Raw genomic sequence first — 15,616 nt, forward strand, 5'->3', positions numbered from 1 at the left:
GCGGAGCGGGTCCCACAGCGCTGCGCGCTGTGCAAGTGAACCGGTCGCTGCGCCCCTCCCCCGCTGCGCGGGGAGCACCCTCCGCTGCGCTCCGGGTGCTAAAGGAGCACGGTCGCTGCGCTCCCTCTCCGGTCCGCGGGGGCTTCTCTACGCTGCGCTCCGAGAACCGGTCGCTGCGCTCCGGCTGCCCACTCGAACACGGGGTCGCTGCGCTCCCTGCTCCTCGCTGTGCGAGGGATTTTCCTCCGCTGCGCTCCAGAAAAGCAGGCGGAGCTCAGTCGCTTCGCTAGTGCGGGCCTGGCCTCACGATCCGCCTGTGTTGTTTGATGATGCAGAATGTACAGTTGGGGGCCGCCAGCTACTCCCCCGCTCTGGGTGGGTTGACTCCGACCAGAGAGTGCGCCGGCCGCTCCCGTACATAGAGATGGGGCTCGTTCCTGCAACTACAGGAACGAGCCCCATCCTTCGCAGAGCGCTGGGCAGGCCTTGCACCTGCATCTCCCCGCAGGAAGCGGGGCGTCTTTCCTTGGACCACCAACGCACGGATGCCGTAAGGCCGGAACGGCCTGGCAACCTCAAGATCAAATATACCCCACCCCAAGGATCGGTTCCCGCCTCCGACGGTATCTACCGCCAACAGCAGCCTTGTGTTCGAGCATGCCTCCCGTCCAGGCCCCGGTGGCGGTCGCAGCTGTTCTGGTCAGGGCCATGGGGAAGTCAGCTGCCATGCGGATCCGCTTGTGAGTCGCGGCCTCTTCCACCACGGACACGTGCACCGTCCTGCCTCGTAGGCAGCGGTGACGTCGGGTCAGGCCCGGGTGGTGGGTGACGGGAGGACGGTGAACCGGGTGGCCTGGGTTCGGGTGGAGGAGGGGCCGGTCTCGATGGCAAACTTGCCTGGCTCCACCTCTCGTTCGCCTGAGCGGGAGACCGAGGCGAGCGTCCGGGCGTCGATGGTGAAGGAGATCTCGGCCGTCTCTCCGGGGGCGAGCTCGGTGTGGCGGAAGCCTCGCAGTTCGCGTACCCGGGGCCAGGAGGTGCCGCCGAGCACGCGGCGGACGTAGAGCTGGACCGTCTCGCGCACCGGCCGGTCGCCGGTGTTGCGTACCTCGACCGAGCACACCAGCGGTGGCCCACCGTGCGCCTCGTCGAAATCCGCGAGCGTGGCGGCCGGGCGGGTGAGGTGGGGCGCGCCGTACTCGACCGTGGTGTAGGAGAGGCCGTGGCCGAAGGGGTGGCGGGCGGTGGCCGGCTGGTCGACGTAGCCGCGGTAGCCGTGGTCCTTCGCGTTGTAGAAGACGGGCAGTTGGGCGGCGGAGCGGGGGACCGACACGGGGAGCCGGCCGGTGGGTTCCGATGTGCCGAGCAGTACGTCGGCCACTGCCTGGCCGCCCCAGGGGCCCGGGTACCAGGCGGTGAGCAGCGCTGACGCCCGTCCGGCCAGATCGGGCAAGGCGTGCGGGCGACCCTGGACCAGGACGACCACCACGGGTACGCCGGTGGCCGTGATCGCGTCGAGGAGCGCCGACTGGCCTTCTGGGAGCGCCAGTTCGGCCAGGTCCATGCCTTCGCCGCAGGTCATGCCGTCGGGGTCTCCGGTGACCTGGGCGGCGCCGTTGGCGTCGAAGTGCGTCTCGGCTGCCCGGGCGCTCGACCCTCCGAGTACGAGGACCGCGACGTCCGCCTCGGCTGCGCGGGCCACCGCCTCCGGGAGGGCCGACCGGTCCGCGCCGACGAGATCGCAGCCGTGGGCGTAGGTGATGTCGGTGCCTGCTGGGGCGGCCGCCCGCAGTCCCGCGAGGAGGCTGAGGCCCACGCCGGGGCGCTGGGGTGCGGTGTAGTCGCCGAGCTGCTGCGACAGGGAGTCGGCGTTCGGGCCCAGCACCGCGATCCGCGCCGGGCCGGACAGGGGGAGGGTCGTTCCGTCGTGGGCCAGGAGTGTGACCGATTCCCGGGCGAGGCGTCGGCTCAGTTCGCGGAGGCCGGCGACCGCGGGACGCTCACCGGTGTACGGCTGCTCGAAGAGGCCGAGCCGGAACTTCAGCGCCAGGACGCGGCCCACTGCGGCGTCCAGCGCCCCTTCCTCGACCAGCCCCCGGTCGATCGCCTCCGCCAGGCGCGGGAAGCAGGCGTCCCACAGGCTCAGGTCGCAGCCGGCCGAGAGAGCGGTCGCCGCGGCCGCGACCGGGTCCCCGGCCATACGCACCAGGCGGTCCAGGGCCAGCCCGTCAGCCATCACCACCCCGTCGAACCCCCACTTCTCGCGCAGGATGCCGGTCAGCAGTTCGTGGCTGGCGGCGCAGGGCAGGCCGTCGAACTCGTTGTACGCGGCCATCACGCCGGCGGCCCCGGCCCGTACCCCCGCCAGCGCGGCCTCCAGGTGGATTTCGTGGAGTTCCCGGATGCCCAGTTCGGTCGCCGCGCTGTTGCGGCCGCCGACCGTCGCGCCCTGGCCCGCGAAGTGCTTGAGCACGACGGCCGCGCGGTCGGGCGCGATCCGCTCGGCCGGCCTCCCCTGCGCGCCGCGCACCAGCGCCTCGGTGAACCGGGCCGCCAGGTACGGATCCTCGCCGAAGCACTCCTCCGTCCTCCCCCAGCGTGGGTCGCGCACCAGGTCGAGTGCGGACACGAGCGCCACGTGGCCGCCCCTCGCCCGTAGCTCGGCGGCGGCCAAGGCAACGGCCTCCTCGTAGAGCTCCGGATTCCAGGTGGCACCGACGGCGAGGTTCACCGGCAACAGGGTGCCGTCCAGCGCCTGGTGGCCGTGGGGCATCTCCTCGACCATGAGAACCGGGATGCCGAGCCGGGTGTTCTCGACCACGTGGCGCTGGACGGTGTCGGAGACGCGGGCGCCGTCCGCCGCGCCGATGCCCGTTTCTGCCGTCACGCCCGACCAGGGGTCCGCGCGTTGCAGGCCGTAGAGCGCGCCCATCCCGTCGAACGCCGCGACCTCGGTGCGGAACGCCTCGGTGAGCCGGTACCCGGACGGGGTGCGCTCGTAGGCGTGCCAGCCGTACATCCGCTGGTTGACCTGTCCCACCTTCTCGGTGAGGGTCATCCGCGCAAGGAGGTCGCGTACCCGAGCGGCGACGGGGGCAGCAGGGTCACGGTAGAGAGGGTCGGCCATGGCTGGGTCTCCTGACCTCACAGCGGGGCGGGGGAGGATGAGGGGCGAGGGTCAGCGCTGCTCCAGGACGCGCACCCCGTACGGCGGCAGGGACACGTCCCGCACGGGGTCGCCGCCCTCCAGGCTGTACAGGGCGCCGTCGGCGGACGGCCGGACGGTCAGCTCCGTGCCGGACTGGCTGACCAGCCACACGAAGCGCCGGCCGTCCTCGTGCACAAGGGTGTCCGCCGCGACGTACGGGCTGTCCACCGTGACGGGGCGCGCCGCCCCGGCGACCTCGGAGAGCGCGGCGTAGAGGCGGTGGGTCTGCTCGGGGTTGACACGTGCGGTGCGGGCCGCCATGTGCTCCAGCGGGTACGTCGCCAGGACGGTACGGCCCTGACCCGTCTCGTGGCGCAGCAGGGCCGGGCGGCCGTGGGCGTCGGTGGCGACCACCCGGGCGCCCTTGGGGACCACGGGCAGGTAGGCGCGGCTGTCCTCGTTCCCGGCGACGGGGAAGGTCAGGGTCTCGCCCGCCTTGATGGTCCCGAACTCCTCGGTGAAAGTCATCTCCAGCACGTCGTCCTCGATCGGCTCGGCGACGCCGTAGGAGAGCTGGAGTTCGACGCCGAACAGGCCGTCGAGGTCGTCGAACCACGGACCGCGCGTGCCGGGGTGTTCGCCCGAGCAGAAGGAAAGGTAGACCGTGGCTCCTTCGCGGGCCCGGCGTTCCAGGGCGCGGCGGGTGCGGGTGGTGAACTGGCGGGTCGAGGGCAGCAGGTAGAGCGCGGCGTCCTCGGCCAGCCCGTCGGCCTCGCGGGTAAGGGCGACGGGCAGGTCGGCGCCACGGGCCGCCACGTATCCCTGGTGGAGGGAGGTGAAGATCAGCGGGCGGTCGGCGGGGCGGCTGTAGGGGTAGCCGCGTTCCAGAAAAGCGGGGACCACCAGGGCGGCGTCCGCGTCGGCGCGCCGGCAGCGGGCGAAATCGACGCGCTCCAGCACGGCGGCGAAATCGGCGAGTTCCCGCAGTGGCTCCTTGGGTCGTCCTTCGCTGTCGGTGATGCCGAAGTGCATCTCGAAGGGGTGGTGGTCGTAGGGCGAGCGGTCCCACAGGGCGTCGTAGTCGGTGTTGTTCCAGGCGATCCAGCCGGTGGCACCTCCGAGCAGGGAGTTGTGCAGGGTCTGCCGGTAGAAGATGCCGGCGTTGGCCGCGGAGACGGTGTCGGTGGAGAGACCGAACTCCTCCAGGACGACCGGCTGGCCGGTGACGGCGGCGAGTTCGCACTCGAAGGCCGCGCGGTAGTGCTGGCGGGGCCTGTCGGTGTCCGAGCGGTAGACGTGCGGGCCGACGAAATCGACGTACTCGGCCGTGTCGCGGAGCGAGAAGCCGTTGTCGCGGCCGGTGACCTCGATGCCCCAGGCGCCGTCGCCGAGCGAGACGGGCTGGGTGCCGCCCGCGGCGCGGACGGCGTCGCACATGAACTGGGCCCAGGCGGTGACCACGTCGCTGGAGGGCGGGTTCTCCTGGTAGATCCGGCCGTAGCCGGGCATCTCGTTGGTGATCAGCCAGCCGGTGACCGCCGGGTGGTCCTTGAAGCGCCGGGTCATCTGGGAGACGAACCAGGCCTGCCGTCCGACCAGCCACACGTCCTCGTACAGGTCCCGGCCCCCGCGCCAGACCGGGTCCCAGTTCTCGCCGGACATGTGGCCGACGATGAAGGTCGGGACGGTTCCCATTCCCGCTTCGGTGTGGGCGTCGAGGAAGTCCCGGAAACGGTCGCAGAGTTCCTCGTCGATCCGGAAGGGCTCGGGGTGGAAGTCGGGCCAGTAGAAGAAGGAGCGGGTCATCGTCAGCCCGTGCTCGCGCAGGACGGCCAGTTCCTCGCGCACGGTCTTCGGGTCGTACTCCCGCCACATCAGGGGGCCGCCGGTGCGGGACCAGAAGTTGGCGCCGAGCCAGGGCAGTACGGCGTGGTCATGGGTGAGCTGGGCGCTGTGACGTCGCATGATCCTTCTCGGATGCTCTCGGTGTACACGTTCGGTCGGTCGGTGCGGCTGGGGGCGCGGCGGCCCGCGGGGGGTACGGGAGGTGGGCGTCATGGCCGGCCGGCGGGGGCCAGGCCGGTGGACTCCCGGACGACCAGGCGGGGCCGGCCGTCGAGGAAGGGGGCCGGGACCTCTTCGCCACAGCCGGTGAGGAGGGTGAGGGCGGCGGCCGCGCCGACCCGCTGGACCTGCTGGTCCACCGTGGTGAGGCGGGGGTGCAGCCACCGGCCGAGCGGCAGGTTGTCGTAGCCGACCACGGAGACGTCCTCGGGGACGCGCAGCCCGGCGCGCTGGGCGGCGCCCATCCCGCAGACGGCCATGGAGTCGTTGGGGAAGACCAGGGCGGTCGGCCGGTCCGGGCGGGCGAGGAGTTCGGCGGTGACGGTGACGGCGGCCTCCTCGGTGAAGTCGGTGTGCCGCACGGCCACGGGGCGCAGTCCCGCCTCGGCCAGCGCGCTCTCGAACGCCGCGCGCCGCAGCCCGGAGTGGACGAGGTCGGCGGGGCCGGCGACGTAGGCGATGCGCTGGTGTCCGTGGTTCAGCAGGTGGGTGACGGCTTCCCGGACGCCCGCCTCCTGCTGCCCGAGGCCGACCCCGGGCACGGGTGCGGCAGGGTCCGGCGCGCCGAGCAGCACGCCGGGCAGACCAAGGCCCTGGAGAAGCCCGGGGCGCGGGTCGTCGGCGCGGGCATCGGTCAGGACGGCACCGTCGATGCGGCCTTCGGCGACGAGCCGTTCGTACAGTGCGCTCTCCTCGGCCATGTCGGGGACCAGGTGCAGCAGCAGGCCGTAGCCCCGGGGAGCCAGTTGGCCCTCCAGGCCGGTGATGAGTTCGCTGAAGTGGGGGTCGGCGCCCAGAACGTCCGTCGGACGGCGCACCACGAGCGCGATCGTCCGGGTCCTGGCCCTGCGCAGCGCGGTCGCCGGGGCACTCGGCGACCAGCCCAGTTCGTCTGCGGCGGCCAGGACCCGGCGGCGGGTCGCCTCCGATATCCGGCCTGTGTCGTTGACCGCCTGGGAGACCGTGGCGGTGGAGACTCCCGCCGCCGCGGCCACCGCCTTGATGGTCGGCCGTGTCCCGTTGCCGGGCACGCTTCGGCCCGGTCGCCCCTCAAGACGTTCCTTCACATCTTCACCGCCCCACTGACGAGTGCCTGTTGCATACGCTTCTGCAGCACGGTGTACACCGCCCAGACCGGGACCAGGGTGAGGACCGTGCCCGCGGTCAGGATGCCGTAGTCGGTACCGGTGAGGGACTTGAGCGTGGGCAGTGCGACCTGCACGGTGCGCAGGCCGGGGTCGGGGCCGATGATGACGAGCGAGTAGAGGTACTCGTTCCAGAAGGTCAGGAAGTTCAGCAGCAGGATCGTCGCGATGCCCGGCATGCACATCGGGGTGTACACGTGGCGCAGGACGGCGAAGGTGGAGGCGCCGTCCATGCGGGCCGCCTCCTCCATCTCGCGCGGAATGGTCCGCATGAACTGCACCAGGATCACCACCGACAGCGGCATCGCCGTGGCGGGCAGGAACAGCACCATGAAGGCCCGGGTGTGGAACAGGCCGGTCGAGGCGGCGAGCAGGAACGTGGGGAAGAGCGCGGCGAAGGTCGGCACGAGGAAGCCGAGGGAGAAGACGCGTTCCACGAACGCGCCGAGCCGTCCGTCGGAGCGGGCGAGGGCGAAGGCCGCCGGGATCGCGAGGCCGAGGGTGAGTGCGAGGGCGAGCGCCGTCACCACGACGGAGTTGACGACCGCGGCTCCCAGGTCGGCGGAGGTGAACGCCTCGGTGAAGTTGTGCGGGGAGAGCGAGGTCGGCAGGGCGAAGGGGGAGCCGAATATCTGGTCGTTGGTCTTGAACGCCGAGATCAGCAGGTAGTAGAGGGGGACGAGGAGCAGTGCCGCGTACAGCCAGGCGAGGAGGTGGGCGGGCAGCCAGGACCTTCCGAACTTCATGGGACCGCTCCGATCAGTAGTTCTGGCGGAAGACGCGACGGATGGTCAGCAGCCCGGCCAGGCCGGCCAGGAAGAGGAACACGCCCACGGTCTGGCTGTAGCCGAGGTCGGCCGCGATGAACGCCTTCTGGTAGACGAGGAAGGAGAGGGTCGTCGAGGAGGAGCCCGGGCCGCCCTGGGTGAGCAGCAGAACGTTCTGCGCGGAGCCGAACAGGGTCCACAGGAACTGGAGCATGGTCACGACGCCGACAAAGTCGCGGATCATCGGAAAGTGGATGCGCCACATGGCCCGCCAGTGCCCGGCCCCGTCGAGCTGCGCCGCCTCCCCGACCTCGTCCGGCACGCTGCCGAGCCGGGCGGCGAAGAGGACGGCGGTGAAGCCGATGCCGCTCCACACGTCCAGCACGATCAGGCAGGCGAGGGCGGTGGAGGGCGAGGCGAGCCAGGCGTCGGTCAGCGAGCCGAGGCCGGCCTTGTCCAGCGCCCCGTTGAACAGGCCGTCGGGCGACAGGACGGCGTAGAAGACCATCGCCTTGGCGGGAGTGGAGATCAGGCCGGGGATGAAGAGCAGATAGCGCAGGAACCGGTGGCCCGGCGGGCGTTGGGCGACGTAGTAGCCCAGCATGTAGGCGCCGACGATCATCACGGGCAGGGCGACGGCCAGCTGGACGCCGGTGTTGACGAGGGCGTCGGCGAAGACCGGGTCGGCCAGGACGGTGCGGACGTTGCCGAGCCCGGCGAAGGAGACCGGCTGGAGCATGCCCGGCCAGTGCAGGGCGGCGATGACGAAGATGGCGACCAGCGGGCCGACCATGAAGAGCAGGTACCAGGCCAGCGCCGGGACGGCGAGGATGACTCCGCCCTGCTTGCGGCGGGGCGTGCGGCCGGGGGCCTGCGGAGCGCTCCGGGTGGCGGGGGCGCCGGGTGGGGCGGAGGAGAGCAACGTCATGGGGAATCCCCTCGGGACTCGGGCGCGCGGGATCAGCCCGTGCGGTAGGCGGATTCGAGGGCGGAGCGCACGGTGGCCGCGCTGGTGCCACGGGTGAAGGCGGTGCTGGTCGCCGTGATCAGCGGCTGGGTGGCGGTCGGCGGGACGTACAGGTCGGGCAGGAGCACCTGGCCGACGTCGTCGCCGAGCCGCTGCGCGGCGGCCACCAGGGGGAAGTCCTTACTGACGGTGTCGGTCCGCAGAGCCATGTCCCGCCCGCTCTCGGTGATGAAGCGCGAGACCGATTCGGGCCGGTACATGAACCGCAGGAACTTCTCGACCGCGGAGATCTTCTTCGCCCCGTTGGGGCTGATCCAGAAGCCGATGAGGGTGTACGACCGCATGATGGTGGGCTTGGCGTGGGCCGCTCCCGGGGCCAGCGGCCAGCCGCCGACCTCGCTGTGCGCGGCGGTCCGCTCGGGGACCTTGGCCAGCGCGGAGGACATCGCGGACTGGATCGCTGCGGCCTCCGTGTTGTACTGCGTGGTCATGGTGTCCGAGGTGAGTCCTTGCGCCTTGTCGGCGAAGACACCGGCGTCCCGCAGATCGGTGAAGTAGTCGATGCCCTCGCGGACCCGGCGGCCGCCGAAGTCGCCGCTCGCGTAGACCTTGCGGGCTTCCTCGGGGGTGAGGAAGGTCTGGATGATCTGGGCGAGCAGCTTCTGCCCGGTCCAGTCGTTGCCGCCGACGGTCACGGGGGCGATGCCCTTGGCCCGCAGTTTGCGGGCCGCGCCGATGAGCTGGTCGCCGGTGGTGGGGACGGAACCGATCCCGGCCCGCTCCAGCAGGCTGGTGTTGAAGGCAACGGGCCAGTTGGCGGCGAAGTACGGGAAGGCGCGCAGCCGTCCCTCGTCGTCGGTCCACTCCTTCAGTGCGGCGGGCAGCACCCGCTCACGCAGGCCCCAGTCGTCCAGGTATCCCTTCACGTCGAGGGTCGCCCCGAGCTCGGTCCAGGCCAGCGTCTTGTCGTAAAGGTTGACCATGACGACGTCCGGTTCCTTACGGGCCAGCCGCGAGGTCTCGTACACCTGCGGGAGATCGTCGCCGTTGACCAGGTTCTTGATCCGCAGACCGGGGTGTTCCGCGTGGAACTCCTTGACCAGCGCCCGGTAGGTGGGCGATCCCGGCGCGGTGGTGCCGAGCTGGGTGTGGACGACGAGGGTCCCCGGATCGGAATCGGCCGGGGCGAGGGAGGAACACCCGGTCAGGGCGGGGAGGGTGGTGGCAGCGGCGAGGCCGGAGCCTGCGGCGAGGAAGCCGCGCCGACTCAGAGGTGAGCGCACAGCGAGATGTCTCCAACCAAGGGGCGACGACGCTGGTTAATCGATATACCAGCAGGTTGCGAGAAACCTAGAGAGCCGTGACGCATCGGTCAACCCCCGGTTGCGGAGGATGCATTTCCCGACATTCGGGGCCTGTGGGACATGGGGCAACCGGGAGTGGGGCAGGCCGGTCCGGCGAGGCTCAGGGAGTCACGTACGTCCCGCACTTGATCGCGACCCACGCGCGCTTCCCCTTGTGCTTCACGGGGAGCCAGCTCTTGTAGGACTTGCCGCCCGACTGGCAGGTGTAGCTGCCGCCCGCCGTGATACCGCCGCACTTGTTCAGCCAGCAGGGGATGGAGTCGTGGCCGCCCTTGCCCGGGCAGTTGCCGTTGCGGTTGTGGAGTGTGCGGAGCACGGTCGCGGAGGACCTGGTGGCGGTGCGGACGTTCAGCTTGCAGTGCAGCATGGTCGGGGCGGCGTAGCCGCTGCCGGCGGCTACGGCCTTGGGGGCCGGGGCGGGTGCCGCGGGTGCCGCGGTGGCGGTGCCCGCGGCACCCGCGAGGGCGAGCGAGAGGGCGGCGAAGAGGGAGAGCGGACGGGCGACGCGCATGACCCATTCCTTTCGGGGCGGGAGTGTCCTCCCGTGCGCGGGGGCGCCGTTCTCCGGCTTCTCCGCCGAAACGAAAGGGCTTCGGCGGCCGGCGGCGATCCCCTCGGCCGAGAGGCGTTCCTGGCAAACGCCCCGCATCCTTCCCCAACTCCGGCGTCTGTGCCTGGCGGATTCGTCGCTCTCCAACTCCCGCTCGATGAAATCCACTCGGGAGGGTGAAGCTGTCGGCTCAGCTCCCGGCCAGGGCGGTGAGGACCGTCGCCGTCAGGGCGGCGCGTTCCACCATGCCGTTGACGGAGGTGTTCTCGGAGCGGGCGTGCGCCCCGGAGCCGACTGCCCCGATGCCGTCCAGCACGGGGACGCCGGCGGCGACGACGAAGTTGCCGTCGCTGGCGCCGCCCACCGCCGCCTCGCGCAGGTCGAGGCCGAGCATGGCCGCGCACCTCTGGGCGAGGCCCGCCAACTCCGCGACCTGGCCGGTGCGTTCGAAGACGGGGCGGTTCCAGCCGCCGGAGACCTCGACGGTCGTGCGCGCGTCGACGGGCCGCAGTGCGGCCAGCGCGGCGCCGATCCGCTCCTGCTCGGCGGCGGTGGCCACGCGGACGTCGAGGCGGGCACTCGCCCGGCCGGCGGTCACGTTGCTGCGCGTACCGCCTTCGATCACCCCGGCGTTGAGCGAGGTGCCCGCCGCGGGGTCGCGCAGCCCGGCGAGGCGGAGGATCTGGTGGGCCAGTTCCTCGGTGGCGCTGGCCCCGGCCTCCGGGTCGAGTCCGGCGTGCGCCTCCTGGCCGGTGACGGTGACGGTGAAGAGGCCGACCCCCTTGCGGGCCGTCTTGACGGCGCCGTCGGCCGCCGCCTCGAAGACCAGGGCTGCGCGGCTCTCCCGCGCCTCGGCGACGAGGTCGTCGCTGGAGGCGAGGCTGCCGGTCTCCTCGTCGCCATTGAGCAGGAGGGTGCAGGCCGGGCGGGCCAGCCCGAGCGCGTCCAGCGCCTTCAGTGCCCACACCGCCTGGACCAGGCCCGCCTTCATGTCGAAGACGCCGGGGCCGGTGATCCGGTCGCCGTCGCGCCGGAAGGGCCACTGGCCGAGGGTGCCGGTGGGCCAGACCGTGTCGTAGTGGCCGAGCAGCAGGACGGGGCGGGCGCCGGAGCCCGGGTAGCGGCGGATCATGAGGTCGCCGGCCTGCGTGCGGGGCCGTATCTCCTCGTGCGCCGGGGCGCCCAGGGCGCCGTCGAGCCAGTGGCGCACCCAGGCGAGGCAGGCGTCGAGGGCTTCGAGGTCGTCGCTGGCGCTCTCCCGGGAGGTGTACTCGGCCAGGTCGGCGACCATCTCCTCGCGGTGGGCCGTCAGCCAGGCCCGTACGGCGGCAGCCTGCTCCTGGTCCGGGGCGGCCGTGTCGCCGAACCCTCCCCGGTTGTCGGAGGCGAGCCTGTCCAGAGCGTCCAGGCGGGCCTCGGTCATCAGGCCGGGGTCACGCTCCAGCTCGCGCAGCTGGGCGATAACGGCGCGCAGGACGGGGGTGGCTACGCCGTGGCGTTCGGCCTCGGTGAAGACCTCGGCGTAGTGGGTGGTCACCTCTACGGGGCGGCGGCGGACGGCCAGGTCGCGCCAGATGCCGCTGCGGTCCTTGGCCTGGGTGCGCAGCCAGGCGGTGAGGCGGGCGGTGGCGGCGCGGCGGATCTCCTCGGGCCCGTCCCGGCGGAAGGCGTGCGGCTCGAAGGCGTCGAACGGCTCCAGGGTGACGCCGAGCGCGTCGGCGACGGCGAGGACCTCGGCGGCGACGGCGTCCATCGTCGCGGGGTGGCGGTCGATCAGCTCGGCCATCGGGGCGTCGGCCAGCGCGGTGGCGGCCAGCATGGCGCCGAACCCGGCCTTGGCCCAGAGGTACCCCTCGACGTTGTCGCTGGCCACGGCGGGTCCCCAGCTCTGCAGGTCGGCGACGAGGGAGCGGACGCGGCCGGAGACGGGGGCGCCGTGGCGCTCGCCGATCACCAGGGCTCCGGCGCCGCCGTCCATGATCACGCCGGGTTCGGTCACGTCGGCGAAGATGTTGACGAAGGCGGCGACGGTGCGTCCGGCGCCGATCCGCCGGGCGATCAGTTCCTCGTTGAAGCCGTTCTGGAGCGAGACGACCCAGCCGTCCGGGGCGAGCCGGGGCTCGATCCAGTCGAGGGCGGCGCCGGTGGCCTGGGCCTTGACGGCCAGCAGGACGCGGCCGAGGGTGGCGTCGCACGCGTCGGGGGTGACCGCCTCGACGCGTACGCTCTCGCGCTGCTCGCCCCGGGCGACGGTCAGTCCGTGCTCGCGGACGGCGGCGACGTGGGCGGCGTCGGTGTCGACGAGGCGGACCGGGTGGCCCGCCCGGGCGAGGCTGAAGGCGAGCGTTCCGCCGATGGCCCCGCCTCCGACCACGGTGTAGGTGTCGGTGCTGCTCATGCGGGGTGTCCCTTCGTGGCGTCGGCGGGTGCGGGCGTGGCGGGGGGCCAGATACGGGGCAGGTGGAGGGCGCCGGTGCTGGAGCCGCCGTCGACGCGCAGGATCTCGCCGGTGATCCAGGCGGCCTCGGGGCCGGCGATCCAGCAGACCGCGCGGGCGATGTCCTCGGGGGCGCCCTGCCGGCCGAGGGGGTTGGCCCCGATGGCGGCGGCGTACTCCTCGGAGACCGGGTTGCAGGCGCTGTCGACCGGGACGAATCCGGGGCTGACGGCGTTGACCCGGATGCCGTGGGCGCCCAGTTCGAGGGCGGCGGCGCGGGTCGCCATCTCCAGGGCGGCCTTGGAGCTGGCGTAGGGGCCGCCGCCGGGACGGGCGCGCAGGGCCGAGCCGGAGGAGATGTTGACGACCGTGCCGCCCTCGCCGCGTTCGGCGGCGAGGCGTGCGTAAGCGGCGGTGGCGAGGACGGGGGCCCGGAGGTTGACGGCGAAGAGCCGGTCCCACGCCTGGGCGGTCAGCTCGGCCATGTCGAGGGACGGGTAGACGCCGGCGGCGTTGACCAGCACGTCCACCGGTCCCTGGTCGGCCCAGGCCCGGCGGACCAGGTCGGCCGGGGTGTCGGGGGCGGTCAGGTCGGCGGTCAGCACCCCGGTGGCGGTGGGGAGGGCGGCGAGGTCGTCGAGCGGGGCGCGCTCACGGTCGGCGAGGGTGAGGGTGGCGCCCTGCGCCGCGAACCGCGCGGCGATCGCCCGGCCGATGCCGCCGGCCGCGCCGGTGACGAGGACGTGGCGCATCAGTGGAACTCCTTGTTCTTCGTCTCGGGCATCGTCACGTAGACGAGGAAGGAGACGAGCGACGCCCCGGCGACGTACAGCCACAGGAGGTCGCTGTGGCCGCTCTCGTGCATCCAGGTGGTGAGGTACGGGGCGGTGCCGCCGAAGAGGGCGACGGCCAGGGCGTACGGCAGGGCGATACCGGTAGCCCGGATCTCGGCGGGGAACTGCTCGGCCATGATGACGGCGCAGTTGGCGGAGTACCCGAGGATCAGCAGCATGCCGGTGAGCTGCACCAGGAAGAGGCTGAGGAAGCTGTTGTCCAGCAGGTGCAGCAGCGGCCAGGCCAGCACCACGAACCCGCCGGCGAAGGCGGCCATGGTCGGCTTGCGGCCGAGCCGGTCGGAGAGCAGGCCGACGAAGGGCAGCAGGACGACGAAGACGACGAGGCACAGGGTCTGGGAGAGCAGTGCGGTGCTGAGCGGGATGCCGGTGGTGAGGTTGGCATACGTCGGGAGGTAGTTGACCCAGATGTAGTAGGTGAGGGTGCCCGCGATGGTGATGCCGGCGACCCGCAGCGCGGCGCCGGGGTGTTCGACGAACATCGCCTTCAGCAGGTTGGAGCGGGTGCGGCCCGAGCCCTGGGCGCGGGTGAAGGAGTCGGTGTCCTCCACCGAGACCCGCAGCCAGAGCCCGACCAGGCCGAGGAGTCCGCCGATGACGAAGGCGATGCGCCATCCCCAGGAGTGCAGGGTCTCGTCGCTGAGCAGGGAGGTGGTGAGCGTGCCCAGCAGGGAGGCGATCAGGACGCCGCCGGCGACGGAGACCTGCTGCCACGATCCGGCGAAGGCGCGGCGGCCCCGGGCGGCGGACTCGACGAGGAAGGCCGAGGAGGAGCCGAACTCGCCGCCGGCGGAGAAGCCCTGGACCAGCCGGGCGAGGAGCAGCACCAGCGGGGCGACGACGCCGATGGTGTCGTAGCTGGGGGTCAGGGCGATGACGAAGGCGGCGCCGGCCATCAGCCCGACCGTCAGGGTCATGCCCTTCTTGCGGCCGTGGCGGTCGGCGTAGACGCCGAGGACGGCCGCGCCGACGGGCCGCATGACGAAGCCGACGGCGAAGACGGCCAGGGTGGAGAGGAGGGCGACGGCTTCGTTGCCGGAGGGGAAGAACTCGTCGGCGATGATCTTGGCGAAGATCGAGTAGAGGGCCCAGTCGACCCATTCGACGGTGTTGCCGATGGTCCCGGCGACGATGGCCTTGCGCTGCTTGCCGGTGAGTTTGTGCGCGGGACCCGGGGCGGGGGCTGTGCGGGGCTCGGTGCTCATGCGGTGTGCTCCGGGGTCTCGTGGGCGGCGGGGGCGGTCCGGACGGTCCGGGCCAGTTCCGCGTGGGTGGCGTACCAGACGCCGGGGTGGGCGGAGATGTGGTCGAGCAGTTCGCGCAGGACGGTCAGGCGCGAGCGGTGGCCGATGACGTGCGGGTGGAGGGTGAGCTGGAAGACGCCGCCGGAGCGGTAGGCCGCGTCGAACTCGTCCCGCCAGATCTCCAGCACGTCCCGGGGGCGGCTGTGCGGGCGGACGGCGCCGTAGCGGTCCATCGTGAAGTAGGGCGCGTCGTCGCGGATCCAGTCGACCGGGATCTCCACGAGTCCGGTGGGCCTGCCCTCGGCGAGGATCTCGTAAGGCTCGTCGTCGGCCATGAGTGAGGAGTCGTAGGCGAAGCCGAGGTCGAGGATGGTTCGCAGGGTCGAGTCGGAGAAGTCCCAGGACGGGGTGCGGATGCCGGTGGGCCGCTCCCCCGTGATCTCCGTGAGGGTCTCCAGCGCCCGGCGTACCAGTTCCTTCTCGTCGTCGGCCGTGAGCAGTGTGTTGCGTTCGTGGATCCAGCCGTGGACGGCGATCTCGTGGCCGTCGCGGGTGTAGGCCCGGGCCTCCTCGGGGTGGAGCAGCGCGCAGACGGCGGGCATGAAGAAGGTGGCCGGGACGCCGAAGCGGGCGAGGAGTTCCAGGACGCGTGGTGCGCCGACCCGGGCGCCGTACTCTCCCTGAGCGAGCAGGCCGGGGCTGGTCTGCCCGTCCCGGAGCGGGATCGTCTCGTGGTCGGAGTCGAAGGACAGGGCGACGGCGGCGCGGGCGCCGTCCGGCCAGCGCTCCGGCCGCAGCGGGCGCCCGGCGCGGACCGCGTGGACATGGCGGCGCCAGGTGGTCTCGGGCCACTGCCAGCTCGGGGTGGTGGTCGCCGGATCGTTGGTGGACATGGTGGTCTCCGGTGGGGCTCGGGGGGTGCGCTCGGTGTGCGGGTACGGCTGGGGAGGCCGTCGGCGTACGCCGGACGTGCCGATGCGCGGGTGCGGGGGGGGGTGCCGCTGCGCGGATGCGGATGCGGATGTACTGATGTGCAGATGTGCGGGACGGGTACGGCGGCCGCGCGCGGCAGCCGT

Annotated in this window: 11 protein-coding genes; all 11 read right to left on the reverse strand. The window is 72.2% G+C overall.

Annotation, left to right across the window (positions count from 1 at the left end):
- Positions 1-808: 808 nt before the first annotated feature.
- The 11 genes from OIM89_RS00005 to OIM89_RS00055 all read right to left on the reverse strand — a co-directional run bounded on the left by OIM89_RS00005 (position 809) and on the right by OIM89_RS00055 (position 15,433).
- A complete protein-coding gene (locus OIM89_RS00005) occupies positions 809-3,127 on the reverse strand; it encodes a glycoside hydrolase family 3 N-terminal domain-containing protein (RefSeq protein WP_264490841.1) in 2,319 nt (772 codons plus the stop codon).
- 51 nt (positions 3,128-3,178) lie between these two features.
- A complete protein-coding gene (locus tag OIM89_RS00010) occupies positions 3,179-5,113 on the reverse strand; it encodes a cellulase family glycosylhydrolase (RefSeq protein ID WP_264490842.1) in 1,935 nt (644 codons plus the stop codon).
- 89 nt (positions 5,114-5,202) lie between these two features.
- The gene (locus OIM89_RS00015) at positions 5,203-6,279 is read right to left on the reverse strand and encodes a LacI family DNA-binding transcriptional regulator (protein WP_051727347.1); all 1,077 of its coding nucleotides are present in this window, start codon (positions 6,277-6,279) and stop codon (positions 5,203-5,205) included.
- The gene (locus tag OIM89_RS00020) at positions 6,276-7,103 is read right to left on the reverse strand and encodes a carbohydrate ABC transporter permease (RefSeq protein WP_195729930.1); all 828 of its coding nucleotides are present in this window, start codon (positions 7,101-7,103) and stop codon (positions 6,276-6,278) included. The genes OIM89_RS00015 and OIM89_RS00020 overlap by 4 nt, the downstream gene beginning before the upstream one ends.
- A 13-nt stretch (positions 7,104-7,116) precedes the next feature.
- A complete protein-coding gene (locus tag OIM89_RS00025; RefSeq protein ID WP_047466966.1) occupies positions 7,117-8,052 on the reverse strand; it encodes a carbohydrate ABC transporter permease in 936 nt (311 codons plus the stop codon).
- A 32-nt stretch (positions 8,053-8,084) separates the two neighbouring features.
- Entirely contained in the window at positions 8,085-9,374 is a 1,290-nt protein-coding gene (locus OIM89_RS00030; protein ID WP_264490843.1) for an ABC transporter substrate-binding protein, read from the reverse strand.
- 181 nt (positions 9,375-9,555) lie between these two features.
- Positions 9,556-9,966: a hypothetical protein gene (locus tag OIM89_RS00035; RefSeq protein ID WP_030697439.1), complete on the reverse strand. Its 411-nt coding sequence runs from the start codon at positions 9,964-9,966 to the stop codon at positions 9,556-9,558.
- 229 nt (positions 9,967-10,195) lie between these two features.
- Positions 10,196-12,403: a 2-dehydropantoate 2-reductase gene (locus OIM89_RS00040; RefSeq protein ID WP_047466962.1), complete on the reverse strand. Its 2,208-nt coding sequence runs from the start codon at positions 12,401-12,403 to the stop codon at positions 10,196-10,198.
- Positions 12,400-13,194 carry an SDR family NAD(P)-dependent oxidoreductase gene (locus OIM89_RS00045; RefSeq protein WP_264490844.1) on the reverse strand — a complete coding sequence of 265 codons (795 nt, stop codon included), beginning with the start codon at positions 13,192-13,194 and terminating at the stop codon, positions 12,400-12,402. The genes OIM89_RS00040 and OIM89_RS00045 overlap by 4 nt, the downstream gene beginning before the upstream one ends.
- Positions 13,194-14,501: an MFS transporter gene (locus OIM89_RS00050; RefSeq protein WP_264490845.1), complete on the reverse strand. Its 1,308-nt coding sequence runs from the start codon at positions 14,499-14,501 to the stop codon at positions 13,194-13,196. Before OIM89_RS00050 ends, OIM89_RS00045 begins: the two co-directional genes overlap by 1 nt.
- The gene (locus OIM89_RS00055) at positions 14,498-15,433 is read right to left on the reverse strand and encodes a polysaccharide deacetylase family protein (RefSeq protein ID WP_264490846.1); all 936 of its coding nucleotides are present in this window, start codon (positions 15,431-15,433) and stop codon (positions 14,498-14,500) included. The genes OIM89_RS00050 and OIM89_RS00055 overlap by 4 nt, the downstream gene beginning before the upstream one ends.
- Positions 15,434-15,616 lie beyond the last annotated feature (183 nt).

Source organism: Streptomyces sp. BI87 (assembly GCF_025957665.1).
In the GTDB taxonomy this organism is placed as follows: domain Bacteria; phylum Actinomycetota; class Actinomycetes; order Streptomycetales; family Streptomycetaceae; genus Streptomyces; species Streptomyces albidoflavus.